The organism is Mycobacterium sp. SMC-4, assembly GCF_025263265.1.
Lineage (GTDB): Bacteria > Actinomycetota > Actinomycetes > Mycobacteriales > Mycobacteriaceae > Mycobacterium.
The window spans coordinates 5,177,245-5,203,029 of the sequence record NZ_CP079869.1; the positions used below are offsets into that span (position 1 = coordinate 5,177,245).

Annotated in this window: 21 protein-coding genes, 1 tRNA gene and 1 pseudogene; 16 read left to right on the forward strand and 7 right to left on the reverse strand. The window is 67.0% G+C overall.

What is annotated here, in order from left to right; translation table 11 throughout:
- Positions 1-140 precede the first annotated feature (140 nt).
- The 3 genes from KXD98_RS24755 to sthA all read left to right on the forward strand — a co-directional run bounded on the left by KXD98_RS24755 (position 141) and on the right by sthA (position 3,112).
- Positions 141-1,250 (forward strand): DNA alkylation repair protein, encoded by a 1,110-nt coding sequence (locus KXD98_RS24755; protein WP_260760940.1) that lies wholly within the window; start codon positions 141-143, stop codon positions 1,248-1,250.
- 91 nt (positions 1,251-1,341) lie between these two features.
- Positions 1,342-1,518: a helix-hairpin-helix domain-containing protein gene (locus KXD98_RS24760; protein ID WP_260760941.1), complete on the forward strand. Its 177-nt coding sequence runs from the start codon at positions 1,342-1,344 to the stop codon at positions 1,516-1,518.
- A gap of 187 nt (positions 1,519-1,705) precedes the next feature.
- Positions 1,706-3,112, forward strand: a complete 1,407-nt coding sequence (gene sthA, locus KXD98_RS24765) for a Si-specific NAD(P)(+) transhydrogenase (protein WP_260765401.1) — start codon at positions 1,706-1,708, stop codon at positions 3,110-3,112.
- A gap of 67 nt (positions 3,113-3,179) precedes the next feature.
- Here sthA and KXD98_RS24770 read toward each other — a convergent pair whose 3' ends face one another.
- Complete coding sequence (locus tag KXD98_RS24770) at positions 3,180-4,079, reverse strand: DUF1028 domain-containing protein (RefSeq protein ID WP_260760942.1); 900 nt, start codon at positions 4,077-4,079, stop codon at positions 3,180-3,182.
- A gap of 223 nt (positions 4,080-4,302) precedes the next feature.
- Between KXD98_RS24770 and KXD98_RS24775 the strand changes: the two genes are divergently transcribed.
- Positions 4,303-5,502: an IS481 family transposase gene (locus KXD98_RS24775; protein WP_260759232.1), complete on the forward strand. Its 1,200-nt coding sequence runs from the start codon at positions 4,303-4,305 to the stop codon at positions 5,500-5,502.
- Between the two features lie 25 nt (positions 5,503-5,527).
- Here the strand turns inward: KXD98_RS24775 and KXD98_RS24780 are convergent.
- Both KXD98_RS24780 and KXD98_RS24785 read right to left on the reverse strand, forming a co-directional pair.
- Positions 5,528-5,614, reverse strand: a tRNA-Ser gene (locus tag KXD98_RS24780).
- 10 nt (positions 5,615-5,624) lie between these two features.
- Positions 5,625-6,137 (reverse strand): MarR family winged helix-turn-helix transcriptional regulator, encoded by a 513-nt coding sequence (locus KXD98_RS24785; protein ID WP_260760943.1) that lies wholly within the window; start codon positions 6,135-6,137, stop codon positions 5,625-5,627.
- 94 nt (positions 6,138-6,231) lie between these two features.
- Here KXD98_RS24785 and KXD98_RS24790 point away from each other — a divergent pair, with 94 nt between their 5' ends.
- A complete protein-coding gene (locus tag KXD98_RS24790; protein WP_260760944.1) occupies positions 6,232-7,203 on the forward strand; it encodes an NAD(P)H-quinone oxidoreductase in 972 nt (323 codons plus the stop codon).
- Positions 7,204-7,211: 8 nt separating this feature from the next.
- On the opposite strand, the gene KXD98_RS24795 is transcribed toward KXD98_RS24790, so the two are convergent.
- The gene (locus KXD98_RS24795; protein WP_260760945.1) at positions 7,212-8,408 is read right to left on the reverse strand and encodes a cysteine desulfurase-like protein; all 1,197 of its coding nucleotides are present in this window, start codon (positions 8,406-8,408) and stop codon (positions 7,212-7,214) included.
- Positions 8,409-8,804: 396 nt separating this feature from the next.
- Here KXD98_RS24795 and KXD98_RS24800 point away from each other — a divergent pair, with 396 nt between their 5' ends.
- The 4 genes from KXD98_RS24800 to KXD98_RS24815 are packed head-to-tail and all read left to right on the forward strand — an operon-like array spanning position 8,805 to position 11,902.
- Positions 8,805-9,323: a bacterial proteasome activator family protein gene (locus tag KXD98_RS24800; protein WP_260760946.1), complete on the forward strand. Its 519-nt coding sequence runs from the start codon at positions 8,805-8,807 to the stop codon at positions 9,321-9,323.
- Between the two features lie 8 nt (positions 9,324-9,331).
- Positions 9,332-10,138, forward strand: coding sequence for an ABC transporter ATP-binding protein (locus tag KXD98_RS24805; protein ID WP_260760947.1), 807 nt, complete (start codon positions 9,332-9,334; stop codon positions 10,136-10,138).
- Between the two features lies 1 nt (position 10,139).
- Positions 10,140-11,075: a glycosyltransferase gene (locus tag KXD98_RS24810; RefSeq protein ID WP_396883291.1), complete on the forward strand. Its 936-nt coding sequence runs from the start codon at positions 10,140-10,142 to the stop codon at positions 11,073-11,075.
- Positions 11,072-11,902: an ABC transporter permease gene (locus KXD98_RS24815; RefSeq protein ID WP_260760949.1), complete on the forward strand. Its 831-nt coding sequence runs from the start codon at positions 11,072-11,074 to the stop codon at positions 11,900-11,902. The genes KXD98_RS24810 and KXD98_RS24815 overlap by 4 nt, the downstream gene beginning before the upstream one ends.
- Positions 11,903-11,906: 4 nt before the next feature.
- Here the strand turns inward: KXD98_RS24815 and KXD98_RS24820 are convergent, their stop codons facing one another.
- Complete coding sequence (locus KXD98_RS24820) at positions 11,907-12,350, reverse strand: pyridoxamine 5'-phosphate oxidase family protein (protein WP_260760950.1); 444 nt, start codon at positions 12,348-12,350, stop codon at positions 11,907-11,909.
- A 64-nt stretch (positions 12,351-12,414) separates the two neighbouring features.
- Complete coding sequence (locus tag KXD98_RS24825) at positions 12,415-12,873, reverse strand: carboxymuconolactone decarboxylase family protein (RefSeq protein WP_260760951.1); 459 nt, start codon at positions 12,871-12,873, stop codon at positions 12,415-12,417.
- A gap of 50 nt (positions 12,874-12,923) precedes the next feature.
- On the opposite strand from KXD98_RS24825, the pseudogene KXD98_RS24830 reads away from it, so the two are divergent.
- Positions 12,924-14,042, forward strand: a pseudogene (locus KXD98_RS24830) (PLP-dependent aminotransferase family protein); the annotation flags it as partial.
- 163 nt (positions 14,043-14,205) lie between these two features.
- Here the strand turns inward: KXD98_RS24830 and KXD98_RS24835 are convergent.
- Complete coding sequence (locus tag KXD98_RS24835) at positions 14,206-14,514, reverse strand: hypothetical protein (RefSeq protein ID WP_260760952.1); 309 nt, start codon at positions 14,512-14,514, stop codon at positions 14,206-14,208.
- 249 nt (positions 14,515-14,763) lie between these two features.
- Between KXD98_RS24835 and KXD98_RS24840 the strand changes: the two genes are divergently transcribed.
- Genes KXD98_RS24840 through KXD98_RS24865 form a run of 6 tightly spaced genes read left to right on the forward strand, consistent with a single transcriptional unit; the run spans position 14,764 to position 25,781 of the window.
- The gene (locus KXD98_RS24840; RefSeq protein ID WP_260765404.1) at positions 14,764-15,159 is read left to right on the forward strand and encodes a GtrA family protein; all 396 of its coding nucleotides are present in this window, start codon (positions 14,764-14,766) and stop codon (positions 15,157-15,159) included.
- A gap of 32 nt (positions 15,160-15,191) precedes the next feature.
- Positions 15,192-16,574: an FAD-binding oxidoreductase gene (locus KXD98_RS24845; protein ID WP_260760953.1), complete on the forward strand. Its 1,383-nt coding sequence runs from the start codon at positions 15,192-15,194 to the stop codon at positions 16,572-16,574.
- Positions 16,575-17,339 carry a decaprenylphospho-beta-D-erythro-pentofuranosid-2-ulose 2-reductase gene (locus tag KXD98_RS24850; RefSeq protein WP_260760954.1) on the forward strand — a complete coding sequence of 255 codons (765 nt, stop codon included), beginning with the start codon at positions 16,575-16,577 and terminating at the stop codon, positions 17,337-17,339. It begins immediately after the preceding gene.
- Positions 17,339-19,270, forward strand: coding sequence for a galactan 5-O-arabinofuranosyltransferase (locus KXD98_RS24855; protein ID WP_260760955.1), 1,932 nt, complete (start codon positions 17,339-17,341; stop codon positions 19,268-19,270). The genes KXD98_RS24850 and KXD98_RS24855 overlap by 1 nt, the downstream gene beginning before the upstream one ends.
- A 4-nt stretch (positions 19,271-19,274) precedes the next feature.
- Complete coding sequence (locus KXD98_RS24860) at positions 19,275-22,517, forward strand: arabinosyltransferase domain-containing protein (RefSeq protein ID WP_260760956.1); 3,243 nt, start codon at positions 19,275-19,277, stop codon at positions 22,515-22,517.
- A gap of 21 nt (positions 22,518-22,538) precedes the next feature.
- On the forward strand, positions 22,539-25,781 hold the full coding sequence (locus KXD98_RS24865; protein ID WP_260760957.1) for an arabinosyltransferase domain-containing protein: 3,243 nt from the start codon (positions 22,539-22,541) through the stop codon (positions 25,779-25,781).
- Positions 25,782-25,785 lie beyond the last annotated feature (4 nt).

The following is a 25,785-nucleotide window of genomic DNA, read 5'->3' on the forward strand; positions in this document are numbered from 1 at the left end:
TGATCGTCGCGCCACCGAAGCCGACGGTCATCGGGCGATCGGGGGGCCCTGCGGCGGAATCCCGTTGTCCCCCAATCGGTGGACGTTTCCGTGGCGTCGACGTTCGGCGAGGTGTCGGAGCCGGTAGCTAGCATCGCCTGATGCCGCTGGCCGACGAACTGATCAACGAGACCACTGCGGCGGCGCTGACGGTGGCCATCACCGCTGCCGCGCCAGGAGCACCTTTGACCACACTGCGTGCCGCAGGCCCCGCCCTGGTGTCGCTGCCGCTGCGGGCGCGCGCGGACCTTTTGCGCGACGCCCTGCTGACCGACATCCCGGGCGACTTCGCCGCGCTGGCAGCCGTGGTGCGGGCAGCGCGAGACGGCGCCGCTCCGTTCGAGGGCTGGATGATCTGGCCGGTGTCGACCGCGGTCGCTGCCCGGGCCGTGAGCGACGATGACAGTGACACGTTCGACAACGCGATGTCTCTGCTCGCCGACCTGACCGGACGGTTCAGTGCGGAGTTCGCGATCCGCACCTTGTTGCGCCACGACCTCGACCGCGCGTTGGAAATCATCAGCTCGTGGACCAGCTCCTCGGATCCGGCGATCCGCCGGTTGGCCTCGGAGGGGACCCGGCCGTACCTGCCGTGGGCGATTCGAATTCCGCAGCTCGCGGCCAGGCCGGGGGTCACGGTGCCGATCCTCGACTCGCTCTACCGCGATGCGGATCCGGTGGTGCGGCGCTCGGTGGCCAATCACCTCAATGACCTCAGCCGCGACCATGGCGATCTCGTCGTCGATACCGCGCGACGCTGGCAGGCCGCTCCGGCCCCCGACGGCAGCACGACCGCGGTCGTCAGACACGGACTGCGCACCCTGGTCAAGCGTGGCCACCCGGCCGCCTTAGAGCTCTTGGGATTCCCTGCGGTCAGAGTCGCGATCGACGGACCCCTGCTGGAGCAGACGACCGTTCCGTTCGGCGGCAGCATCACATTCACGGCGACGATCAGCAACGACGGTGACGAGCCCGCTCGGTTGGCTATCGACTACGCGGTGCACCACCGCAAGTCCAACGGCGCGCAATCCCCGAAGGTGTTCAAGTGGACCACCCGGACCCTCGGCCCGGGTCAACGCATAACCCTCAGCAGGGAACACTGGTTTCGGCCGATCACCACGCGGCGCTATCATCCCGGGGTACATGCCGTCGACATCCGGGTGAACGGAATAACCTCCACCCGAACCGCTTTCGAGCTCCTGCCGGAATGAATCATAGAACTCGTCGGGACCTACCACGCGTTTCGAACATCGATCGGTCGGGAAAAGCCGGTTCATGTCACACAATCACGATCGTGGCCCGGTGTTCGACGGTGTTCGCATCGGCAGGCCGGCCACCGGCGCCCTCATCGACGCCGGCTACCACACCTTGGCCGATCTTCCAGAGGATCTGGCAGGCCTGCAGAGTATCCACGGTGTGGGGCCACGGGCCATCGATATCCTCGCCCGAGCGCGAGCCGACCGCAGACAGCCGCCCTGATCTGTCGGACTCACCGCGCGGGCGCCGGCAATCGCCAAGCACCGCGGGCACTCGGCAATCAACGGGACCGGACGATCGAGCCCGGAAGGCAAAGCCCGGCCGCTGTTCGGAAAGTTGTTCACGCGATGTTGACGTCGGCCGGCATGCGGGCCGACGGCAACCGGCGTACACCTTGTGCATGGATTCGATGCTGGAGTACGACCTGGTAGTCATCGGTTCCGGCCCCGGTGGGCAGAAAGCAGCCATCGCGGCCGCCAAACTCGGCAAGTCGGTCGCTGTGGTGGAACGTGGCCGCATGCTCGGCGGTGTTTGTGTCAACACCGGCACCATCCCGTCGAAGACGCTGCGCGAAGCCGTGGTCTACCTGACCGGGATGAGCCAGCGCGAACTCTACGGTGCCAGCTACCGGGTCAAGGAGAAGATCACCCCCGCCGACCTGCTCGCGCGCACCACCCACGTCATCACCAAGGAACAGGACGTGGTGCGGTCCCAGCTGATGCGCAACCGGATCGACCTGGTCCAGGGGCACGGCCGATTCCTCGACCCCCACACGGTGCTCGTCGCGGAGCCCCATCGCGGTGAGCGCACCACCGTCACCGGCGAATACGTCGTCATCGCGACCGGAACCAAGCCGGCCCGGCCCGCCGGAGTGGAGTTCGACGACGAACGGGTGCTCGACTCCGACGGCATCCTGGATCTGAAGACGCTGCCGTCGTCGATGGTGGTTGTCGGAGCGGGAGTGATCGGCATCGAGTACGCCTCGATGTTCGCCGCGCTCGGGACCAAGGTCACCGTCGTCGAGAAGCGCGACACCATGCTCGACTTCTGCGATCCCGAGATCATCGAGTCGCTGAAGTTCCACCTGCGCGACCTTGCCGTGACGTTCCGGTTCGGTGAGGAGGTCACCGCGGTCGACGTGGGCTCCTCCGGCACCGTGACCACCCTGGCCAGCGGCAAGCAGATTCCGGCCGAAACCGTCATGTACTCGGCCGGCCGCCAAGGCCAGACCGACGACCTCGACCTGGCCAGCGCCGGGCTGGAATCGGACCACCGCGGCCGGATCTTCGTCGACGACAACTACCAGACCAAGGTCGACCACATCTACGCCGTCGGGGACGTCATCGGATTCCCGGCGTTGGCCGCGACGTCGATGGACCAGGGCCGGCTCGCCGCCTATCACGCTTTCGGCGAACCGAGCAAGGGGATGACCGAGCTGCAGCCGATCGGCATCTACTCCATCCCGGAGGTGTCCTATGTGGGGGCCACCGAGGTGGAACTGACCAAGAATGCGGTGCCCTACGAAGTCGGGGTGTCCCGCTACCGCGAACTGGCCCGCGGGCAGATCGCCGGAGACTCCTACGGGATGCTCAAACTGCTTGTCTCCACAGAGGATCTCCGGCTGCTCGGTGTGCACATCTTCGGCACCAGCGCCACCGAGATGGTGCACATCGGTCAGGCCGTGATGGGCTGCGGGGGCACCGTCGAGTACCTCGTCGACGCCGTGTTCAACTATCCGACGTTCTCGGAGGCCTACAAGGTCGCCGCGCTGGACGTGATGAACAAGCTGCGCGCGTTGAGCCAATTCCGCGTCTGAAGCACCCGAAAGCGGCCCACAGGATCTCGTCGCCGGCCGTCGTGGACGAGCGGTCGGTCGCCCGCCGTCAGGGCACCGGCGGCAGTAGCCGTTCCACCACATCCCGGGGGAGCAGCCCCGCGGGCGCGAAGCGTCGGGCCGCCTCCACGAACTGCGGTGCGGTGGCGCCGAGTTGCTCGACGATCTCCCGCGCGGCATCCTCCCGTCCGGCCAGGGCCGCGACGACCGCCCGCCACAGCGCCTGGTCGGGCTCGAGTACGGGGTCTTGTGGGCGCAGTTCCTCCAATTGGCGGTCGGCCGTGTGCGGGTCCCCGTTCAGCGCCAGCTGGAAGGCGCCGACTACCCGCTGGTAGCGCTCCCACTTGGTGGTCAGGCGGTCGAGCTCGGTGACCGGGTCGGTGGAGTCGTCGACGCGCAGGTCCATCACCCGGTCGTGCCAGGGTCGCCCCGTGGTGTTGGCGCGGACCACCGTGACCGCGGCCGACCGGCGCCCCCGGAAATCACCCCCGGCATCCTCGGCGGCGTGCAGGGCTCGCAGCAGCCGCTGGGTGAGCGGCTCCGGCCGCGACTCGAAAGACTTCCGCATGGCCTCCCACACGTCCGGCGAGACAACCATGTTGGCCAGAGCGGCGCATTCCTCGCCCACGACGTGGCCAGCCTCGGCGACACAGCCATCGCCGGTGTAGACGGCCACTTCTCCCGTGACGGTCAGGACGGCGACCTGTCGCCGCTCCGGATGCGGATCCACGCTGCGCAGGGCGGTCAACGCCTCCTCGGCGGTGAACCCACCGCGCAGCAGGTCGAGGCCGACGTCGCCGTACATGGGCTCGGCCATCGACTGGGTGGCGATGACACCGTGACCGGGCAGTGCGAACGGCACGCTGCTGCCGACGGCGAACGCCTGTGATTGGGTGGCGACACCCATTTCCCCGGTGTCGGCGTCACGGCCGATGATTGAGTACGTCACCCGTGAGCACTACCCGGTCCCTGGTGTATTACACCGCTCCCGAGGCGGCGTGCCCAATTGCGTCAGCGTGCGCAGGGCGAGCGCGATCCAGGCTTCGAAACGGTTGCGCAAGAGCGGTGGCGGAGGTGTGTGAAACCACGACATAGGTGACAGATGAGTCGCGTCATGGGTTACACCTGCAAGAGTCCTCGATGAGTCGCGTCATAGGTGACAGTCGTGGTCCATGTCCAAAGCGCGTGTGGTCGTCCTCGAAGTCACCAGCGGCCACCTGACAGTCACCGAAGCGGCAAACCAGTACGGGCTGTCGCGCCAACACATCTACCGGCTGCTCGCCCGCTACCGCGACGGCGGCCTGGCGGCTGTCGACGCCCGCTCACGGCGCCCGACCAGCAACCCTCGCGCCGTGTCCGACGACGTCATCATCGCCATCGTCACGCTGCGCGAAGCGCTGACCGCCGACGGCCTCGACGCCGGACCCCTGACCCTGCAGTGGCATCTGGGCCAACGTGGGCTGCCGGTGCCCTCAACCTCGACCATCCGGCGCATCCTGCACCACCACGGCCTCATCACCGCCCAGCCGCGCAAGCGTCCTAAAAGCTCCTACCGGCGCTTTGAAGCCTCCCAGCCCAATGAATGCTGGCAATCCGACTTCACCCACTGGGCCCTGGCCGACGGCACTGACACCGAGATCTTGTCCTGGCTCGACGACTGCTCTCGCTACCTGCTGACCTGCACCGCCTACCCCCGCGTCACCGGCGCAGACGTCGTGGCCAGCTTCACCGACACCGCCGCCACCCACGGACTGCCCGCCGCCACGCTGACCGACAACGGCGCGGTCTACACCTCACGATTCACCCACGGCCACAACGACTTCGAGCGCCTCCTCAACAGCCTCGGCGTCACCCAAAAGAACGGCCGCCCAGGCCACCCGCAAACCCAAGGAAAGATCGAACGCTTCCACCGAACCCTCAAGCTCTGGCTCAGCCAACACCAGCGCCCCTCGACACTGGCTGAGCTACAACAGCTGCTCGACACCTTCGCCATGATCTACAACACCGAGCGTCCCCACCGCGCCCACCGCCACAGCGCCACACCGCACACCGTCTACCACGCCCTGCCCAAAGCCCACCCCGCCGGCGTCACCGAGCACTTCCGTATCCGCCACGACACCGTGGACCAATTCGGCAAGCTCACCCTGCGCTACAGCAGCCGCCTACACCACCTCGGCATCGGCCGCCAACACGCCCACACCCCAGTCCTGATCCTCGTGACCACCCAAACCGTCACCGTCATCAGCAAAACCAGCCACCAACTCATCGCCAGCCACCACATCGACCCCGACCGCAACTACTGGCGCAACCAACAGAAAAACCCCGGCCGATGGCCGGGGCAATCTGTCACCGATGACGCGACTCAGGTGTAACCGATGACGCGACTCATCACAAGAGCGGTGGCGGAGGGATTTGAACCCCCGGACGGTGTTAGCCGTCTCTCGCTTTCAAGGCGAGTGCATTAGGCCGCTCTGCCACGCCACCGCGGGACAGTCTAGACGCGGCCGAGCTTGGCGGCCGTGCCCCCGGCGGTCAACCCGGCGCTGATGCGTCGGCAATTCTCGCCCATCGCCACCACCTGGGGCCGCGACAGCCGATCCAAGAAGTGCGCCCGAACCCCGGCGCCGTAGGTCTGCATGGCCGCGGCCAACGCGTCGCGGCCTTCGGGGGTGATGCTGGCCAGGACTCCTCGACCGTCGTCCGGGCTCGCGCCGCGCACCACCAGCTTCTGCATCTCGAGCCGGTGGATCTGGCGCGTGACCCGACTCGGCAGCGACATCAATGCCTCGGCCAGATCCCCCATGCGCGCCGAACCGGTCACCGACTTGGCGAGCAGATCCAGTAGTCGGACGTCGTTGAGGGTGAGCCGGTGTTCATCCACCAGCGATCGGTTCATCGTGGCGTAGAGCCTCAACGCGGCGTCGAGGAAGTTCTGCCATGCCTTCTGCTCCGCGATATCCAGTCCGGGCGTGTCACTTGCCGTGCGCCCCGCAATTGTCGACCCCACTGTTTCCCCCTCCCACCAGCACATAGTACGACCGGCCGAGCACTGCCGGTAGTGGGAAACGCTGACGTTTCCGCTGCGTAGTAGCGTTTGGTGGATGCACGCGATCGTGGCCCACAAGGGGCGGCTGAGCTGGCAGACGGTCCCCGACGTGTCACCTGGCACCGGAGAAGTGCTGATCAAGGTTGAGGCGGCCGGCGTCAACCGCGCCGACCTGCTGCAAGCCGCCGGTAAGTATCCGCCACCACCGGGTGCCAGCGAGATCATCGGCCTTGAGGTGTCCGGGACGATAGCGGCCGTCGGCGACTCGGTCACCGACTGGACGCCGGGCCAACAAGTGTGTGCGCTGCTGGCCGGCGGCGGTTACGCCGAATACGTCTGTGTGCCAACGGGTCAGGTGCTCGACGTGCCCTACGGAGTCGCGCCGGCACACGCTGCCGCGCTGCCCGAAGTGGCGTGCACGGTGTGGTCCAATCTGGTGATGACCGCCGGGCTGCGCGCGCCCCACTTGGTGCTGTTGCACGGCGGCGCAAGCGGAATCGGCACGCACGCAATACAGGTCGCGCGTGCGCTGGGCTGTCGCGTCGCCGTCACCGCGGGGTCGCGCAACAAGCTGGATCTGTGCGCCGAACTGGGCGCCGAGATCACGATCGACTATCAGAACGAGGACTTCGTCGAGGTGATCCGCAATGCCGGCGGCGCCGACGTGATCCTCGACATCATCGGCGCGGCATACCTGGATCGCAACGTCGACGCACTCGCCGACGATGGGCGGTTGGTGATCATCGGGATGCAGGGCGGGGCAAAGGCCGACCTGAACATCGCCAAGCTGTTGGCCAAGCGCGGCGGTGTCTTTGCCACCGCGCTGCGGGCTCGGCCCGTCGGCGGGGCCTCCGGCAAGAGCGCGATCGTGACGCAGGTCAGCGAACAGGTGTGGCCGCTGATCGCCGACGGTCAGGTACGCCCGGTGATCGGAGCGGAGTTCCCGATCACCGAAGCGCAGGCTGCTCACGAACTGCTCGGCTCCGGCGACGTGTCGGGGAAAATACTTCTGCGCGTATCTGATTGAAGCAGTGGTTAACCCAGCGAGGCCAGCGCCCGCACCAACTGATCGACCTCGGCCATGGTGCTGTAGTGGGCCAGGCCGATGGTCACCGCGCCACCGATGTCGTCGACACCGATGAGGTCGAGCACGCGGGAGTTGGCATTGGCGATCGCGAGGATTCCGTTGTCGGCGAGCCGCTGCACCACCCGCGGCGCGGGCACATTGCCCACCGCGAAACTGACCACCGGAATGCGTACCTCGGGAGAACCGAGCACCACCACCGTCGGCAGTGACCGCAGCGAGGTCAACAGGTAGTCGAACAAGCCGCTGAGGTATCCGGCGGCCGACCGCATCGATATCTCGAGCCGCTCCCGTCGCGAACCCTGCGCTGAATCATCGAGTGCAGCAAGGTATTCGACACTGGCTACGACGCCACCCAAAAGTCCGAACTGGGGTGCGCCGACCTCAAGCCGCGCTGGGCCGCTCGCGTGCGGATCCAGCGCGATCGATCCGAGCCCGTCCAGCAGCGACGGATCCCGGAATGCGAGTGCTCCGATCGGCGGACCACCCCACGCCTGCATGTTGACCGCAACGACATCGGCGTCGACGTCGTCGATGTCGAACAACCGATAAGGGGCCCCCGCCGAGTGATCGACGACGACCAGACCGCCGACCTCATGAACCAGCTTGGTGACCTCACGCAGCTCGGTGACCGTCCCCAGGGTCGACGACGCCGACGTGATGGCGACCAGACGGGTAGGCCGGGTCACCAGGTTTTCCCACTGCCAGGTCGGCAGGTCACCGGTCTCGATGTCGACCTCGGCCCACTTGACCTTCGCGCCATACCGGTTCGCCGCACGCAGCCACGGCGCGATGTTGGCCTCATCGTCGAGCCTGGTGACGACGAGCTCGTAGCCCAATCCGACCCGGCTGGACGAGGCGTCGGCCAGCGCGGTCAGCAGTAGCGCTCGATCGGCGCCCAGAACCACACCGGCGGGGTCGGCATTGACCAGATCAGCGACCGCCTGGCGCGCGGCGGCCAATACCGCGGCGCTCCGCCGCGAGCCGGGGTGCGGGCTGTTCACCGTCGGCATCGAGCCACGGAACGCCGTCGACACCGCACGCGCCACCGTGTCGGGAAGCAGCATCCCGTTCTGAGCATCCAGATGCACCCAGCCATCGCCCAACGACGGGTGCAGACCTCGCACCCGGGCGACGTCGTATGCCATGCCAGCCCACCTTAGTGCGTGAAGGAACCCCGTCGACCCGCCCGATCGGCGGAAGACCAGCGGATTCCAGACCTCGCTGTCAGTGCCCGCTGTACCCGTCAACGGGCTGTCTGGGCAGCCATACTAGTCGAGGTGGCGCACCGGCCGGAGCGCTACTCCCGATGTCGTTGCTGGTCAACGCCTTGTTGATACGTCGAGGCAGCTGAACGCAGATCTTGAAGGTCGACACGGCGTTGCGAGCCCGACGGTGGCGACGGCTGGAGGCGGCGTGTCGGCCGGGTCCCGGTGGAAAAAACACGGCCGTGGGAGAAGATCGACGTCGACAATGATGGGTCGCGGGCGGGTCGCGGGCAGGTCGACCGCGAAGAGCACGAGACGCTGAGGCACTCTAGGACCATGACGAGCAACACCGACGACGACAACATCGAGATCATCGGCGGCGATCAGGACGGCTCCGACGAGGGGCGGGACTCCGATGGCCGGTCGCTGACCGACCTGGTGGAGCAGCCAGCCAAGGTCATGCGGATAGGCACGATGATCAAACAGCTCCTCGAAGAGGTACGGGCGGCACCCCTCGACGAGGCGAGTCGCGGTCGGCTGCGCGACATCCACCGCACCAGCATCAGCGAGCTGGAGGACGGTCTGGCACCCGAGCTGCGCGACGAACTCGAACGGCTCACGCTGCCGTTCACCGAGGACGCCGTACCCTCCGACGCCGAGCTGCGGATCGCGCAGGCCCAGCTGGTGGGCTGGCTGGAAGGTCTGTTCCACGGCATCCAGACCGCGCTGTTCGCTCAGCAGATGGCCGCCCGCCAGCAGCTGGAGCAGATGCGTCAGGGCGCGCTGCCGCCCGGCCCGGCCATGCCGGGGCAGCGCGGCACACCGGGCCATCCCGGCACCGGCCAATACCTGTGAGACCCGGCGTGGCCAGTCCGTCCGAACCGTCGATCGAGACCCACAATGCCTGGGTCGAGTTCCCGATCTTCGATGCCAAGACCCGCTCGTTGAAGAAGGCCTTTCTCGGCAAGGCAGGCGGCACCATCGGGCGCAACGAGTCGAATGTGGTGGTTATCGAAGCTCTGCGCGATATCACCATGTCGCTGAAGATGGGTGACCGTGTCGGTCTGGTCGGGCACAACGGAGCCGGGAAGTCGACGCTGCTGCGCCTGCTGTCTGGCATCTACGAGCCGACTCGCGGCGTGGCGACCGTGCGCGGCCGGGTCGCTCCGGTGTTCGATCTGGGTGTCGGAATGGACCCGGAGATCTCGGGCTTCGAGAACATCATCATCCGGGGTCTGTTCCTCGGACAGACCCGCAAACAGATGATGGGCAAGATCGACGAGATCGCCGAGTTCACCGAGCTGGGCGATTACCTGTCGATGCCGTTGCGCACGTATTCCACCGGTATGCGCGTGCGGCTGGCGATGGGCGTGGTCACCAGTATCGACCCGGAGATCCTGTTGCTCGACGAGGGTATCGGCGCGGTCGACGCAGAATTTCTCAAGAAAGCCCAGACGCGGCTGGCCAGTCTGGTGCAGCGCTCCGGAATCCTGGTTTTCGCAAGCCATTCCAACGAGTTCCTGGCCCGGCTGTGCAACACCGCCATGTGGATCGACCACGGCACGATCAGGATGGAAGGCGGCATCGAGGAGGTGGTGCGCGCTTACGAGGGTGAGGACGCCGCCCGTCATGTGCGCGAGGTGTTGGAGGAGACCGCACGCAGTGAGTGAGATGATCTGCACGGTCGTCGTCACTCACCGCCGTCCCGACGAACTGGCAAAATCCCTGGACGCCATCGCCGCACAGAGCAGACGTCCCGACCATCTGATCGTCGTGGACAACGATTACTCCGACGACGGAGACTCCCGGGTCGGTGATCTGGTGACCGGACAGCCGATGCCCACCACCTATCTCGGTTCGCGGCGCAACCTCGGCGGTGCGGGAGGGTTCGCGCTGGGGATTCTGCACGCACTGGCTCTGGGCGCGGACTGGGTCTGGTTGGCCGACGACGACGGCAGACCTCAGGACCCTGATGTGCTGGCCACGCTGCTGGAGTGTGCTCAGCGACACGGGCTGGCCGAGGTGTCACCGATGATCTGCGACCTCGACGACCCGCAGCGCTTGGCATTCCCGCTGCGACGCGGACTGGTGTGGCGGCGCCGGGTCAGCGAACTACGCACCGACGCAGCGCTTCCGGATTTCATGCCCGGCATCTCACACCTGTTCAACGGAGCCCTGTTCCGCGCCGCCACACTGGAGGCGGTGGGGGTCCCCGACTTGCGACTGTTCATGCGCGGCGACGAGACTGAGATCCACCGAAGGTTGCAACGCAGTGGGTTACCGTTCGGGACGTGCCTGAACGCGGTGTACCTGCACCCACAGGGCAGCGACGAGTTCCGCCCGATCCTTGGCGGCCGGATGCACACGCAGTATCCGGACAACGCGTCCAAGCGGTTCTATACCTATCGCAATCGTGGTTATCTGCAGTCCCAACCCGGCATGCGAAAGCTGGTCCCCCAGGAGTGGCTGCGCTTCGGTTGGTATTTCCTGATCACCCGACGTGATCCGGCCGGGCTGCGGGAGTGGATGAGATTGCGTGGTCTGGGCCGCAGGGAGAGATTTGGGGGCGAGCGCAGCGACGGGAAGAGATTCGGGAGCCAGCGATGACGATCATGGATGCCGCGGCGCAGTCGAGAACGTTCACCCGCGCCTGGGGAGATCTGGTCGAGGGTTTCCGCAAACGGGAGCTGTGGCTGCACCTGGGTTGGCAGGACATCAAGCAGCGTTACCGCCGCTCGGTGCTGGGCCCGTTCTGGATCACCATCGCCACCGGCACCACCGCCGTTGCGATGGGCGGGCTGTACTCGATGTTGTTCAAACTGGAGCTGTCCGAACACCTTCCCTATGTCACTCTCGGACTGATCATCTGGAACCTGATCAGCGCCTCCATCCTCGAGGGCGCTGACGTGTTCGTCTCCAACGAGGGTTTGATCAAGCAGCTGCCCACTCCGCTGTCGGTGCATGTCTATCGTCTGGTGTGGCGACAGATGCTGCTGTTCGCGCACAACATCATCATCTTCGTCATCATCGCGATCATCTATCCCAAGCCTTGGCAGTGGACCGACCTGACCTTCATTCCGGCGCTGGCCCTCCTCGCGATCAACTGTGTCTGGGTCGCTTTGTGTTTCGGCATTCTGGCCACTCGATACCGCGACATCAGCCCGCTGTTGGCCAGCATCGTGCAATTGCTGTTCTTCATGACGCCGATCATCTGGAACGAGTCCACGCTGCAAGCGCAGGGGGCCGGCGGGTGGGCCAAGATCGTCGAGCTCAATCCGCTGCTGCACTACCTGGACATCGTGCGCGCGCCGCTTCTGGGCGCCGAGCAGGAGCTGCGGCACTGGTTGGTGGTCATCGGGTTGACAGTGCTCGGTTGGACATTCGCCGCCCTGGCAATGCGCAAGTACCGGGCACGGGTGCCCTACTGGGTGTGAGCGGTCAGCTGACCGTTTCGTCCGCGTCGGGTTCAGGCCCGAACACGAAGCGCCGGCCCGTCATCGTCTGCGGGGTGATCCGGACGAACCGTGACTTCGCTGTGGCGACCCACGGGTAGAGCCCGGCTCGACGGGCTTCGGCCATTTCGGTTGAGCCTGCCAGCAGCCGGGCTTTCCCGCGCACCACGACGCTCCACCCCTCGACCACGTTGTGGTCATCAGCCTCGAACACGACGTACTCGTTGAGAACTGCGGTCAGCAGCTTGGTCCCCTCGGCGCTGCGGAACAGCAGGGTCTTGCCCTGCACGACGAAGTTGACCGGGAAGATCTCGGTCCACCCGTTGACGGTGGTGACCAACCTGCCCAGCGATACCCGAGCCAGACGATCCCAGCTTTCGGCCTCGGTCAGTTCGGTCACGGGTGCGTCGGAGGTGGTTGTCGCGTCCATGACGTCAATGATGAAAGTGGAGCAGACCGGCACGTAGGGTCCAATGGCACTTCTTCAACTGTGCCTAGCGGGGCGGTGGTGGCGTCTGGGCGACGGCGTTGATGCGGTTCCACGCGTTGATCGTGACGGCCATCGCGACCACCTGTCCGAGCTCACGATCGGAGAACTCGGCAGAGGCGCGGGCGTAGGTTTGATCGGAGACACCCCCGTGCCCGAGCACCGTGATCGCCTCGGTCAGCGCGAGCGCCGCGCGCTCGCGTGCGGTGAAAATGTCACCGGCTTCTTCCCAGGCCGCGAGGACGTCGAGTTTCTGTTCGCTGACCCCGCGCTTGCGCGCATCGCGGGTGTGCATGTCCAGGCAGAACGCGCAGCGATTGATCTGTGAGGCGCGAATCTTGATGAGCTCGGCCAGGTCGGGCTCGATGTCCTTGCCGGCGGCCGTCGACAGCGCCATCATCGCGTCGTAGAGCTCCGGGGAGGCCTTGTAGATCTTGAGGCGGGCCTGGCTCAGTGTCTGTGTCATGCCTGAAACGTTAGTGCCGGAATGTCCCACTTTGGTGGTTCAATCAGGATGTGAAATCATGGGCCAATTCGGGGGATCGTGATCTCCACCTGGAGTTGGATGGCTTGTTGGCACCGGGCACCCGGGGCACGAAGGATGCGCTGATCTCCGCACTGCGCGACGCCGCCCGGTCAGGCCGGTTACCCCCCGGCACCAGACTGCCGCCATCACGTGCACTGGCGGTCGATCTGGGCCTGGCCCGTAACACCGTCGCCGACGCCTATGCCGAACTCGTCGCCGAAGGGTGGCTGAGCTCCCGGCAAGGTGCCGGCACCTGGGTACTTCGCACCGCACGCCCCACCGCCCCGTCACGACCACGTGGGGCACGCGCCACGCCGGTCCACAACCTGATGCCCGGTTCACCGGACGTCGCACAGTTCCCGCGTAGCCAGTGGATCGCATGTACCCGCCGAGCGCTCTCTGACGCACCGAATGACGCTCTGAGAATGGGTGATCCACGGGGGCGTCCGGAACTGCGCCACGCCCTCGCCGATTATCTGGCGAGAGCCCGGGGCGTGCGCACCTCGGCCGAGTCGATCGTGATCTGCGCCGGCGTTCGACATGCACTCGAACTGCTCACACGCGTCCTGGGCGGCCCTATCGCGGTGGAAGCATACGGCCTGCACCTGTTCCGAGATGCGATCGCAGCCTGCGGAGAAACCACGGTGCCGATCAGTGTCGACGACAGTGGCGCCTGCATCGACGAACTCGATCTGATCGACGTGCCCGCCGTGTTGTTGACACCCGCCCACCACAATCCGCTGGGGATGGCCTTACCGGCGCACCGCCGCACGGCGGCGGTCGAGTGGGCGCAGCGCACCGAGGGCTTCATCCTCGACGACGATTACGACGGCGAATTCCGTTACGACCGTCAGCCTGTCGGCGCGCTGCAGGCACTGAGTCCATCGCGGGTCGCGTATCTGGGATCGACCAGCAAGAGCCTTTCGCCCGCGCTGCGGCTGGGATGGATGGTGCTGCCAGACGAATTGATCGACCCGGTCGTCAGCGCAGCTGGGGGACAACAGTATTACGTGAACGCGATCAGCCAGTTGACGCTGGCCGAGTTCATTGCTCTCATCCCTCGTTTGCTCGTTGGTGTTCTGATGGGTGTAACCGGACTGGTCGCGGGTTTCATCTCAGCTGGCAGAAATTGAGCTACCCATGGCCGGATCTTGATCCTCAAGCCAGCCTTGATGTGTTGATGGATCCCGAGAACGGTTGCGGGCGTGCATAAAACAAGAGGGGAGCACCTCTTTCGAGGCGCTCCCCTGCTGTTTGGCGTTGCGCGGGTGGCTATTTGACGGTGACGAAGTAGGTGCGCCCGGCCGGAACCTGAATGCGGTCATCGCCCTGGGCGTCCCACACCCACTGGGTGAACTGCGGGCCGGGCCGCACGGCCACCACCTCGGCCTGGGCCAGTGGGGTGTTGCCCTGGCGGCTGACGATGACCCGGTTGCCCTCGGCTTCCAGCGAGCTGATGGTGGCGCGGGCGTCCCCGCTGCCGGACGGTGCGGCTGCGGCGGCGCCGGCCAGCCCGATCGCGGCGGCCGACAGTCCGGCTGCGACGGCGGCGGTGGCGGTGATGGTGGTGAAGTTCTTCATGGTTCTCATCCCTCGTTCGGTCAGTTGGTGTTCTGATGTCTGTAACCGGACTGCTCGACGGTTTGATTTCACGTGGCAGAAATTGATCCACCACTGGCCGGATCTTGATTTTCGGAGGCCGAAGGCCCGGCCTCGCGAGGTCAATTCGCACACATGTGCGATGTGCCGGGTTCGGACGGGTGTGGTCGCTGCCAACGACGCACCTCCCTTCTGAGCACCCCGTAAGCTTCCCGGGTGGCCGAGCCCCCGATGTCACCGCAGCTGAGCCTCAGGACGCAGATCTGGCGGTTTCTGATCACCGGCGGATTGGCGGCAGTGGTCGACTTCGGTCTCTACGTCGCGCTCCTGCTGGCCGGCCTGCACGTCAATGTCGCCAAGACGATCGGCTTCATCGCGGGAACCACCACCGCCTATCTGATCAACCGACGCTGGACGTTCCAGGCACCGCCGAGCACCAAACGATTCGTCGCCGTGGTGACGCTCTACGGCATCACCTACGCCGTCCAGGTGGGTATCAATTACGTCTTCTACGTGGAGTTCGAGAACCAACCCTGGCGGGTGCCCGTCGCCTTCGTCATCGCTCAGGGCACGGCGACGGTCATCAACTTCATCGTCCAGCGCGCAGTGATCTTCCGGCTCCGCTGAACTGCCGGCGCTTAGCGGTACCCTCTGTGACGATGTTTGGCACCGATGTCCCGACGACCCCACGACGGCTGAGCGGCTGGGGTCGCACTGCGCCGACCGTGGCGCAGGTGCTCTCGACACCGGACCCCGAGGTGATCGTCAAGGCAGTAGTCCGGGCCGCAGAGCAACCCGGCCGTGGTGTACTCGCACGCGGCCTGGGCCGCTCCTACGGCGACAACGCGCAGAACGGCGGCGGTCTGGTGGTCGATATGACCACGCTCAACCGCATCCACTCGATCGACTCCGACGACGCGCTTGTCGATGTGGACGCCGGCGTCAACCTCGATCAGCTGATGCGCGCCGCCCTGCCGCTCGGTCTGTGGGTGCCGGTATTGCCCGGCACCCGGCAGGTCACCGTCGGTGGGGCGATCGCCTGCGATATCCACGGCAAGAACCACCACAGTGCCGGCAGCTTCGGCAACCACGTGCGGGCCCTCGATCTGCTGACCGCCGACGGCCAGGTTCGCCACCTGACCCCTGCCGGTCCCGACAGCGAACTGTTCTGGGCCACCGTCGGCGGCAATGGACTGACCGGGATCATCCTGCGTGCCACCATCGCCATGACCCCGACCGAGAGCGCCTACTTCATCGCCGACGGCGACGTCACCACCAGCCTCGACGAGACCATCGCTTTCCACAGCGACGGCACCGAGGACAACTACACCTACTCCAGTGCCTGGTTCGACGCCATCAGCGCGCCGCCCAAACTGGGCCGTGCGGTCATTTCCCGCGGTTCGCTGGCAACCTTGGACCAACTGCCGGCCAAGCTCCGCAAGGCACCGCTGAAATTCGATGCACCGCAGTACTTCACGGCACCGGACGTGTTTCCCAACGGGCTCGGCAACAAGTACATGTTCGGGGCGATGACCGAACTGTGGTACCGCATGGGCAAGACCTATCGCGGCAAGGCGCAGAACCTGACCCAGTTCTACCATCCACTCGACATGGTCGGGGAATGGAACCGGGCCTATGGCAAAGTCGGTTTCGCGCAGTACCAATTCGTCGTTCCGACCGAGGCCGTCGACGAGTTCAAGCGCATCATGGTCGACATCCAAGCCTCCGGTTTCCCGTCTTTCCTCAACGTGTTCAAGCTGTTCGGTCCGGGTAACCGAGCACCGCTGAGTTTCCCGATCCCCGGCTGGAACGTCTGTGTCGACTTCCAGATCACCGGTGGGCTCAACGCATTCCTCAACGATCTCGACAAGCGGGTGCTGGAATTCGGCGGGCGGCTGTACACCGCCAAGGACTCTCGCACCACCGCGGAGAACTTCCATGCCATGTATCCGCGCATCGACGAATGGATCTCGGTGCGCCGCGCCGTCGATCCGGACGGGGTCTTCGCCTCCGACATGGCCCGACGACTGGAGCTGCTCTAAATGGTTTTCGACGCGACAGGCAATCCGCAGTCGATTCTGCTACTCGGCGGAACATCCGAGATCGGCCTGGCGATCTGCGAACGCTACCTGCGCAACGCCAAAGCCCGCGTCGTGCTGGCCTGCATGCCCGGAGATCCGCTGCGCGACGCCGCCAAGAAGCAGCTCGAGGAGGCAGGGGCCAAAGAAGTCGAGGTGATCGACTTCGACGCCGTCGCGACCGACACCCATCCGGCCGTCGTCGCCCAGGCCTGGGCCGGCGGCGACATCGATGTCGCCATCGTCGCGTTCGGCCTTCTCGGGGACGCCGAAGAGCTCTGGCAGAACCAACGCAAGGCGGTGCAGATCGCCGAGATCAACTACACCGCCGCCGTATCGGTGGGCGTATTGCTCGGTGAGAAGATGCGCGCGCAAGGTTCGGGGCAAATCATCGCCATGAGTTCGGCTGCCGGAGAACGAGTCCGGCGCTCCAACTTCGTCTACGGTTCCACCAAGGCCGGGCTCGACGGCTTCTATCTCGGTCTTGGAGAAGCCCTGCGCGAGTTCGGGGTTCGTGTGCTGGTCATCCGGCCGGGACAGGTGCGCACCAGGATGAGCGCCCACGTCAAGGAAGCGCCGCTGACCGTCGACAAAGAGTATGTCGCCGAGCTCGCCGTGACGGCATCCGCCAAAGGCAAAGAGCTGGTCTGGGCACCGGGCACGTTCCGCTACGTGATGATGGTGCTGCGCCACATCCCCCGCCCGATCTTCCGCAAGCTCCCCATCTGATGCAGGGCCCCCTGGCCGTGCCGGTGCGAGTCGCGGGCCAGATGGTCGTCGCGACCGTCATCGCGGTGGTCGTCGGGGCGATCAGCCTGGTCGCAATCGGGCGTGTGGACTGGCCCGCCTACAACTCGTCGAACCAGCTGCACGCGTTGACCACGGTCGGTCAGGTCGGTTCCCTGGCCGGGCTGTTCGCCAGTGGACTGCTGTGGCGCCGCGGCCGAGAAACTCTCGCCCGGATCGGGGCGCTGGTGTTCCTCGCCGCGTTCTCGGTCGTGACGTTGGCGATGCCGCTCGGCGCAACCCGGCTCTACCTGTTCGGCATCTCCGTCGACCAACAGTTCCGCACCGAATACCTCACCCGCCTTGCGGACTCGGCGGCGCTGAACGACATGACCTACCTGGGGCTGCCGCCGTTCTACCCCGCGGGGTGGTTCTGGCTGGGCGGGCGGCTGGCCGCGCTGACCGGGACTCCGGCGTGGGAGATGTTCAAGCCCTGGTCGGTCATCTCGATCAGCATCGCCATCGTGCTGGCCTTGGTGTTGTGGGCCAACATGATTCGATTTGAGCACGCGCTGGTGGTGTCGACCGCGACCGCTGCTGCCGCGCTGGCCTACTCTCCCGCTGAGCCCTACGCCGCCATCATCGCGGTTCTGCTGCCCCCGGTGTTCGTCCTGGCCTGGTCGGGGCTGCGTGGAGCCAGCAGGCGCGACGGCTGGGCCGCAGTCGTCGGAACCGGCATCTTCCTCGGCGTGGCCGCGCTGTTCTACACCCTGCTGCTGGCCTATGCGGCACTGACCCTGACGGTGATGGCGGTGCTGGTTGCCGCGTCGCGCCGGCACTGGGAGCCGCTGGTGCGGCTGCTGGCCATCGCGGGTATTTCCGGGCTGATCGCGCTCATCACCTGGGGCCCGTTCCTGCTGGCGGCCGCACGCGGCACCCCGGCCGAGACCGGCACAGCCCAGCACTACCTGCCCAAGGACGGCGCCGAACTGTCCTTCCCGATGCTGCAGTTCACGCTGCTGGGCGCGCTGTGCATGTTGGGGACGGTCTGGCTGGTCGTTCACGCGCGCACCTCCACCCGGGCCGGCGATGTGGGGGCACCTCCCGCTCGCGGGGGACGCTCGCGCGAAGAGGGGACAGCCGGTGCGTTGGCCATCGCAGTGCTGACGGTCTACCTGTGGTCGGTGCTGTCGATGCTGACCACGCTGGTCGGCACCACGCTGCTGTCCTTCCGACTACAGCCCACGTTGACGATCCTGCTGGCCGCCGCCGGCGCGTTCGGCTTTTTGTGGGTCACCCGGGCAGCCGCGGCGCGCGTGCAACCGGCCAACGCCGGTCGGGTGGTCGCGGTGGCCACCACGATCGGTGCGCTCGGTGCGGTGACGTTCAGCCAGGACATCCCCGATGTGCTGCGTCCCGACATCGTCGTCGCCTACAGCGACACCGACGGCTACGGCGAGCGGGCCGACCGCAGGCCACCCGGCGCCGAGCAGTACTACAGCGAGGTCGACGAGCGCATCCGGGAGGTGACCGGCCGCCCGCGCACCGAGACCGTGGTGCTCACCGCCGACTACAGCTTCCTGTCCTACTACCCCTACTACGGCTTCCAAGGGCTGACCTCGCACTACGCCAACCCGCTGGCCCAGTTCACCGAGCGGGCCGCCGCGATCGAGGAATGGGCTGAGCTCGATGACGCCGACGCGTTCGTCGACGCGCTGGACACCCTGCCCTGGGAACCGCCGACGGCATTTCTGATGCGCCGCGGCGCCAACGACACCTACACGCTGCGGCTGGCCGAGGACGTCTACCCGAATCAGCCCAACGTGCGCCGTTACCACGTGTCGTTCGACGACGCACTGTTCGACGAGGCTCACTTCGACGTGTCCACGATCGGCCCGTTTGTGCTGGCCATCCGCAAGCCAATTACCATCTAGCCCCGTGGTGCCACAGCCTCGGACGGCCGAGCCGACACCGCGAACGGGCGCAAATCACCGCACCGCGCGGCTGATCGCCATCGTCGCGGGCCTGCTCGGGGCGATGCTGGCGATTGCCACCCCGTTGTTGCCCGTCACCCAGACGACCGCGACGTTGAACTGGCCTCAAGACGGAGTGCTGCAAAGCGTCGACGCGCCGCTGATCGGATATGTGGCCACCGACCTCACCGTGACCGTGCCCTGCAGCGCGGCCGCCGGCCTCGACCAACCCGGCCGCAACGTGCTGCTTTCGACGGTGCCCAAGCAGGCACCCAAGGCGGTCGACCGGGGCCTGCTCATCGAACGCGTCAATGACGACCTGCTGGTCATCGTGCGCAACACCCCGGTGGTCAGCGCACCGCTGGACCTGGTGCTGGGCCCCGACTGCCAAGAACTGGTGTTCACCGCGCACGCCGACAAGGTGACCGGCGAGTTCGTCGGCCTGACCCGCGGGCAGGCCAGCGACACCGCCGAGAACCCCGACGAGCCGTTGCGCGGCGAACGCGGCGGCTATGACTTCCGCCCCCAGATCGTCGGGGTGTTCACCGACCTGTCCGGGCCGGCGCCACCGGGCCTGGAGTTCTCCGCGACCGTCGATTCGCGGTACAGCACCTCGCCCACCCTGCTCAAGCTGCTGGTGATGATCGTCGGCGTGGCGATGACGGTGATCTCGCTCGGCGCGCTGCACATGCTCGACCGCGCCGACGGACGCCGGCACAAACGGCTGCTGCCCTCGCGTTGGTGGTCGCTGTCCGGGCTGGACGGGCTGGTGGCCGCGGTGCTGGTCTGGTGGCACTTCGTCGGCGCCAACACCGCCGACGACGGTTACATCCTGACCATGGCCCGGGTGTCGGAGAACGCCGGCTACATGGCCAACTACTACCGCTGGTTCGGCACCCCGGAGGCCCCGTTCGGGTGGTATTACGACCTGCTCGCCTTGTGGGCGCAGGTCAGCACCGCCAGTGTGTGGATGCGGCTGCCGACCCTGGTGATGGGGCTGGTGTGCTGGTGGCTGATCAGCCGCGAGGTCATCCCCCGGCTGGGCTCGGCGGTCAAGCACAGCCGCGCGGCCGCCTGGACCGCCGCCGGACTGTTCCTGGCGTTCTGGCTGCCGCTGAACAACGGACTGCGACCCGAGCCGATCATCGCGCTGGGTATCCTGCTGACCTGGTGCTCGGTGGAGCGTGGCGTGGCGACCAGCCGGCTGCTCCCGGTCGCGGTGGCGATCGTCATCGGCGCGCTGACTTTGTTCTCCGGCCCCACCGGAGTCGCCGCGATCGGCGCCCTGTTGGTCGCCATCGGACCGCTGAAAACCATTGTTGCCGCCCATGTTTCACGCTTCGGATACTGGGCGCTGCTGGCTCCGATCGCCGCCGCCGGCACCGTGACCATCTTCCTGATCTTCCGGGACCAGACCCTGATCAGCGCACTGGAAGCCAGCAGCTTCAAGTCGGCCGTGGGACCCAGCCTGGCCTGGTTCGACGAGCACATCCGCTACTCGCGGCTGTTCACCACCAGCCCGGACGGATCGGTGGCCCGCCGTTTCGCCGTGCTGACGCTGCTGCTTGCCCTGGCCGTCGCGATCGCGATGTCGTTGCGCAAAGGCCGGATTCCCGGCACGGCGCTGGGCCCGAGCCGGCGCATCATCGGCATCACCGTCATCTCGTTCCTGGCGATGATGTTCACCCCCACCAAGTGGACCCACCACTTCGGCGTATTCGCCGGTCTGGCCGGCTCTTTGGGCGCGCTGGCCGCAGTGGCCGTGTCGGCGGCCGCCATGCGATCCCGACGCAACCGCACCGTGTTCGCCGCCGCGGTACTGTTCGTCACCGCGCTGTCATTCGCGACGGTCAACGGATGGTGGTACGTCTCCAACTTCGGGGTGCCGTGGTCGAACGCGTTCCCGCAGTGGAACTTCGGTTTCACCACCATCCTGCTCGGATTCTCGGTGCTGACCCTGCTGGTGGCCGCATGGTTCCACTTCTCCGGCCGCGATGACTCCCCCACCAACGGCGGGCGCCGCTGGCGGCCGGTCGGACAGGCGCCCCTGGCGATCGCCACTTGGGCGTTGGTCACGTTCCAGGTGGTGTCGCTGACAGCGGCGATGATCGGCCAATACCCGGCCTGGACGGTAGGCCGCTCCAACCTGCAGGCCCTGACCGGCAAGACCTGCGGCATGGCCGAGGACGTGCTGGTCGAGCAGAATCCCACCGCCGGTTTGCTGACGCCCATCGGGGTGCCGATCGGTGAAGGCCTCGGGGTCGCCGCCGAGGGGTTCCGGCCCAACGGCATCCCGTCGGACGTCTCCGCCGATCCGGTCATGGAACAACCCGGATCGGACAACTTCGCCGACAGCAGCGACAGCGGGGTCGCCACCGGCGCCGAGGCCGGCACCGAGGGCGGCACCACCGCCGCGGCGGGCATCAACCGCTCGCGCGCCCGGCTGCCCTTCAACCTGGACCCCGACCGCACCCCGGTGATGGGCAGCTGGCGCTCCGGCACCCAGCAGCCGGCTTCCCTGCGTTCGGCCTGGTACCGGTTGCCCGACGGCTGGAGCGAGCGCGACCGCACCGAGTCACTGCTGGTGATCGCCGCCGCGGGCCGGTTCAATTCCGATGAGGTCGTCGTGCAATGGGCCGGTCCGGACGGCGAACCGGGCGGCACCGTGCAGTTCGCCGACGTCGGAGCCGCCCCCGCGTGGCGCAATTTGCGCGCACCGCTGACCGAGATCCCCGCCGAGGCCACCCAGGTCCGCGTCGTCGCCTCCGACGACGACCTCGATCCACAGCACTGGATCGCGGTCACCCCGCCGCGCATCCCGACCCTGCAGACCCTGCAGGACGTCGTCGGATCGACCGACCCGGTGCTACTGGACTGGCTCGTCGGACTGGCTTTCCCGTGCCAGCGGCCGTTCGATCACCGCATCGGCGTCATCGAGGTGCCCAAGTGGCGGATCCTGCCCGACCGGTTCGGCGCCGAGGCCAACTCCCCGGTGATGGACTACCTCGGTGGCGGCCCGCTGGGCATCACCGAATTGCTGCTGCGCGCCACCACGGTGCCGACCTATCTCAAGCATGACTGGTTCCGCGACTGGGGCGCGCTGCAGCAGCTCACGCCGTTCTATCCGGACGCGGAGCCGGCCCGGCTGGATCTCGGTTCGGCAACGCGCAGCGGCCTGTGGAGCCCGGCGCCGCTGCGACTGAGCTGACGCCGTCTACCATCGAGCCTCGTGCCCGCCCCGACCGCCCGTCTCGTCGCGTTTGCCGCTGGGCTGCTCGGAATTGTGCTGTGCGCGTTGACGCCGTTGCTGCCGGTCACCCAGACCACTGCGGCGATCGCCTGGCCGCAAGGGGTCGACGAGGACGGGTTCGTCGGTGACGTCACCGCCCCGCTCGTGTCGGGGGCACCTCGGTCGCTGAGCGTGACCATCCCCTGCCAAGCGGTGGCGAGCATGCCCGACGACGGCGGGGTGGTGTTCTCCACCATCCCGTCCGGCGGAATCGACGCCGGACGCAACGGCCTGTTCGTCCGGGCCAACGACGACGTCGTCTACGTCGCGTTCCGCGACACCGTGGCCGCCGTGGCGCCGCGCGCCGATGTCGACGCGGGCGTGTGCAGTGAGCTGCGCATCTGGGCCGATGTGGGAGCGGTCGGGGCCGACTTCGTCGGCATCCCGGGCGCGACCGGCACGTTGAGCGTGGACAAGCGCCCGCAGGTGGCCGGTGCGTTCACCGAGCTCGAAGTCGGGATGGACGCCGGCTTGGCCGCCCGGATCGACGTCGACACCCGGTTCATCACCTCCCCGACGGCGCTCAAGACCGCGGTGATGGTCCTCGGTGTGCTCTGTGTGCTGGCGTCGATCGTCGCGCTGGCCCTGCTCGACCGCGCCGCCGGGCGGCGTCCACCCACCCGCTGGCGGCGCGTCGGCCTGTCGACCTGGCTTGCCGACACCGGGGTGGTGGGCGCCCTGCTGGTGTGGCACGTGGTGGGTGCACAGTCCTCGGATGACGGCTACAACCTGACCATCGCACGGGTGTCGTCCGAAGCCGGCTACCTGACAAACTACTTCCGCTTCTTCGGGGCCTCCGAAGCGCCGTTCGACTGGTATCAGGGGGTGCTGGCCGGGCTGGCGTCGGTCAGCACGGCCGGCGTCTGGATGCGCCTGCCCGCGACGCTGGCCGCCATCGGGACGTGGTTGATCGTCAGCCGGTGCGTGCTGCCCCGGCTGGGGCGCCGTATCGCCGACAACCGGATCGCGGTGTGGACCGGCGCCGCGGTGTTCCTGGCGGCCTGGCTGCCGTTCAACAACGGTCTTCGCCCCGAACCGCTCATCGCCTTCGGCACCGTCGCGGTCTGGGTGCTCGTCGAAGCCACCATCGGCACCCGGCGGTTGTGGCCCGCCGCGCTGGCCGTCGTCGTCGCGATGTTCACCGTCACCCTGGCGCCCCAGGGCCTGATCGCATTGGCCCCGCTCCTGGTCGGGGCTCGGGCGGTCACCCGGGTGATCGCCGCCCGCCGTGCCGCCGACGGCCTGGGCGCCACCCTGACCCCGCTGCTGGCCGCCGCGTCGCTGGTGTTCGTGATCGTGTTCCGCGACCAGACGCTGGCCACGGTCGCCGAATCCGTGCGCATCAAGTACGTGGTCGGACCGACGATCCCCTGGTACCAGGAGTTCCTGCGCTACTACTTCCTCACCGTCGAGGACAGCGTGGACGGGTCCCTGACCCGGCGCTTCTCGGTGCTGATCCTGCTGCTGTGCCTGTTCGGTCTGATCATGGTGCTGCTGCGCCGGGGCAAGGTGCCCGGCGCTCTCGGCGCGCCGCTATGGCGGCTGACCGGCACGACCGCGGTGGGGCTGCTGCTGCTGACGCTGACGCCGACCAAGTGGGCAGTGCAGTTCGGCGCCTTCGCCGGGCTGGCCGGGGCACTGGGCGCGGTCACCGCGTTCGCCTTCGCGCGCGTCGGGCTGCACTCGCGCCGCAACCTCGCGCTGTACGTGACCGCGCTGTTGTTCGTGCTGGCATGGGCGACCTCGGGGATCAACGGCTGGTTCTACGTCGGCAACTACGGCGTGCCGTGGTTCGACAAGCAGCCGGTGATCTTCGGCTATCCGGTGACGACGATCTTCCTGGTGCTGGCCATCGCCGGCGGCCTGCTGGCCGGCTGGCTGCATTTCCGGATGGACTACGCCGGGCACACCGAGGTCGCCGACACCGGCCGCAACCGGGCGCTGGCATCGACCCCGCTGCTGATCGTCTCGATCATCATGGTCGTGCTCTCGTTGGGCTCGATGGTCAAAGCCACCGTCGGCCGCTACCCGGTCTACACGACCGGCGCGGCCAACCTCGCCGCGTTGAGGTCAGGGTTGTCCGAGAGCAGCTGCGCGATGGCCGACGACGTCCTGGTGGAGGCTGACACCAACGCCGGGATGCTCGAGCCGGTACCGGGGCAGACCTTCGGCGAGTACGGGCCGCTCGGCGGCGAGAACCCCATCGGCTTTCACCCCAACGGTGTCAGCGACACGCTCGAGCCCGCCGAACCCGTCGCTGCCAACCCCGGAACGGTGAACTCCGACGGGCCTGTCGACAAACCCAACATCGGGGTCGGCTACGCGGCCGGCACCGGCGGCGGTTACGGCCCGGAAGGTGTCAACGGCTCACGGGTGTTCCTGCCGTTCGGGCTGGACCCCGACCGCACACCGGTGATGGGCAGCTATGACGAGAACACCGTGGCGGCCAGAGCCACGTCGGCCTGGTACCAACTGCCGCCCCGCTCTCCGGAACGACCGCTGGTGACCGTCGCCGCCGCGGGGGCGATCTGGTACTACGAAGAAGACGGTTCGTTCAACTACGGCCAGTCGCTGAAGCTGCAATGGGGCGAGCACCGCCCCGATGGCTCCTACCAGGCTCTCGGCGAAGTACAGCCGATCGACATCTTCCAGCAGCGGGCCTGGCGCAACTTGCGCTTCCCGCTGTCGTGGGCCCCGCCGGAAGCCAACGTGGTGCGCATCGTCGCCGACGACCCGAACCTGTCGGAGGACCAGTGGTTCGGGTTCACCCCTCCCCGGGTGCCGGTGCTGCAGACCGCCAGTGACTTCCTCGGTTCGCAGACGCCGGTGCTGATGGACATCGCGACCGCGTCGAACTTCCCGTGCCAGCGGCCTTTCTCGCAACACCTCGGGGTGGCCGAGTTGCCTGAGTACCGAATCCTGCCGAACTTCAAGCAGACGGTGGCGTCGTCGAATCAGTGGCAATCCGCCGAGGATGGTGGTCCGTTCCTGTTCATCCAGGCGCTGCTGCGTACCGCGACGATCCCGACCTATCTGCGCGGCGACTGGTACCGCGACTGGGGTTCGATCGAGCGCTACCTGCGGGTGGTGCCGCCACAGGATGCCCCTGACGCGGTGATCGAGGAAGGAACCACGCGGGTGTTCGGCTGGAATCGCGGCGGACCGATCAGGGCACTGCCGTGAGCAA

What these genes read in the sequence shown, in the direction of transcription:
- KXD98_RS24835 (WP_260760952.1), bottom strand. Translation starts at nt 14,514, where the DNA reads ATGAAGAACTTCACCACCATCACCGCCACCGCCGCCGTCGCAGCCGGA.
- KXD98_RS24815 (WP_260760949.1), top strand. Translation starts at nt 11,072, where the DNA reads ATGACGATCATGGATGCCGCGGCGCAGTCGAGAACGTTCACCCGCGCC.
- KXD98_RS24840 (WP_260765404.1), top strand. Translation starts at nt 14,764, where the DNA reads ATGTCACCGCAGCTGAGCCTCAGGACGCAGATCTGGCGGTTTCTGATC.
- KXD98_RS24775 (WP_260759232.1), top strand. Translation starts at nt 4,303, where the DNA reads ATGTCCAAAGCGCGTGTGGTCGTCCTCGAAGTCACCAGCGGCCACCTG.
- KXD98_RS24800 (WP_260760946.1), top strand. Translation starts at nt 8,805, where the DNA reads ATGACGAGCAACACCGACGACGACAACATCGAGATCATCGGCGGCGAT.
- KXD98_RS24810 (WP_396883291.1), top strand. Translation starts at nt 10,140, where the DNA reads ATGATCTGCACGGTCGTCGTCACTCACCGCCGTCCCGACGAACTGGCA.
- sthA (WP_260765401.1), top strand. Translation starts at nt 1,706, where the DNA reads ATGCTGGAGTACGACCTGGTAGTCATCGGTTCCGGCCCCGGTGGGCAG.
- KXD98_RS24790 (WP_260760944.1), top strand. Translation starts at nt 6,232, where the DNA reads ATGCACGCGATCGTGGCCCACAAGGGGCGGCTGAGCTGGCAGACGGTC.
- KXD98_RS24795 (WP_260760945.1), bottom strand. Translation starts at nt 8,408, where the DNA reads ATGGCATACGACGTCGCCCGGGTGCGAGGTCTGCACCCGTCGTTGGGC.
- KXD98_RS24755 (WP_260760940.1), top strand. Translation starts at nt 141, where the DNA reads ATGCCGCTGGCCGACGAACTGATCAACGAGACCACTGCGGCGGCGCTG.
- KXD98_RS24855 (WP_260760955.1), top strand. Translation starts at nt 17,339, where the DNA reads ATGCAGGGCCCCCTGGCCGTGCCGGTGCGAGTCGCGGGCCAGATGGTC.
- KXD98_RS24850 (WP_260760954.1), top strand. Translation starts at nt 16,575, where the DNA reads ATGGTTTTCGACGCGACAGGCAATCCGCAGTCGATTCTGCTACTCGGC.
- KXD98_RS24845 (WP_260760953.1), top strand. Translation starts at nt 15,192, where the DNA reads ATGTTTGGCACCGATGTCCCGACGACCCCACGACGGCTGAGCGGCTGG.
- KXD98_RS24825 (WP_260760951.1), bottom strand. Translation starts at nt 12,873, where the DNA reads ATGACACAGACACTGAGCCAGGCCCGCCTCAAGATCTACAAGGCCTCC.
- KXD98_RS24820 (WP_260760950.1), bottom strand. Translation starts at nt 12,350, where the DNA reads ATGGACGCGACAACCACCTCCGACGCACCCGTGACCGAACTGACCGAG.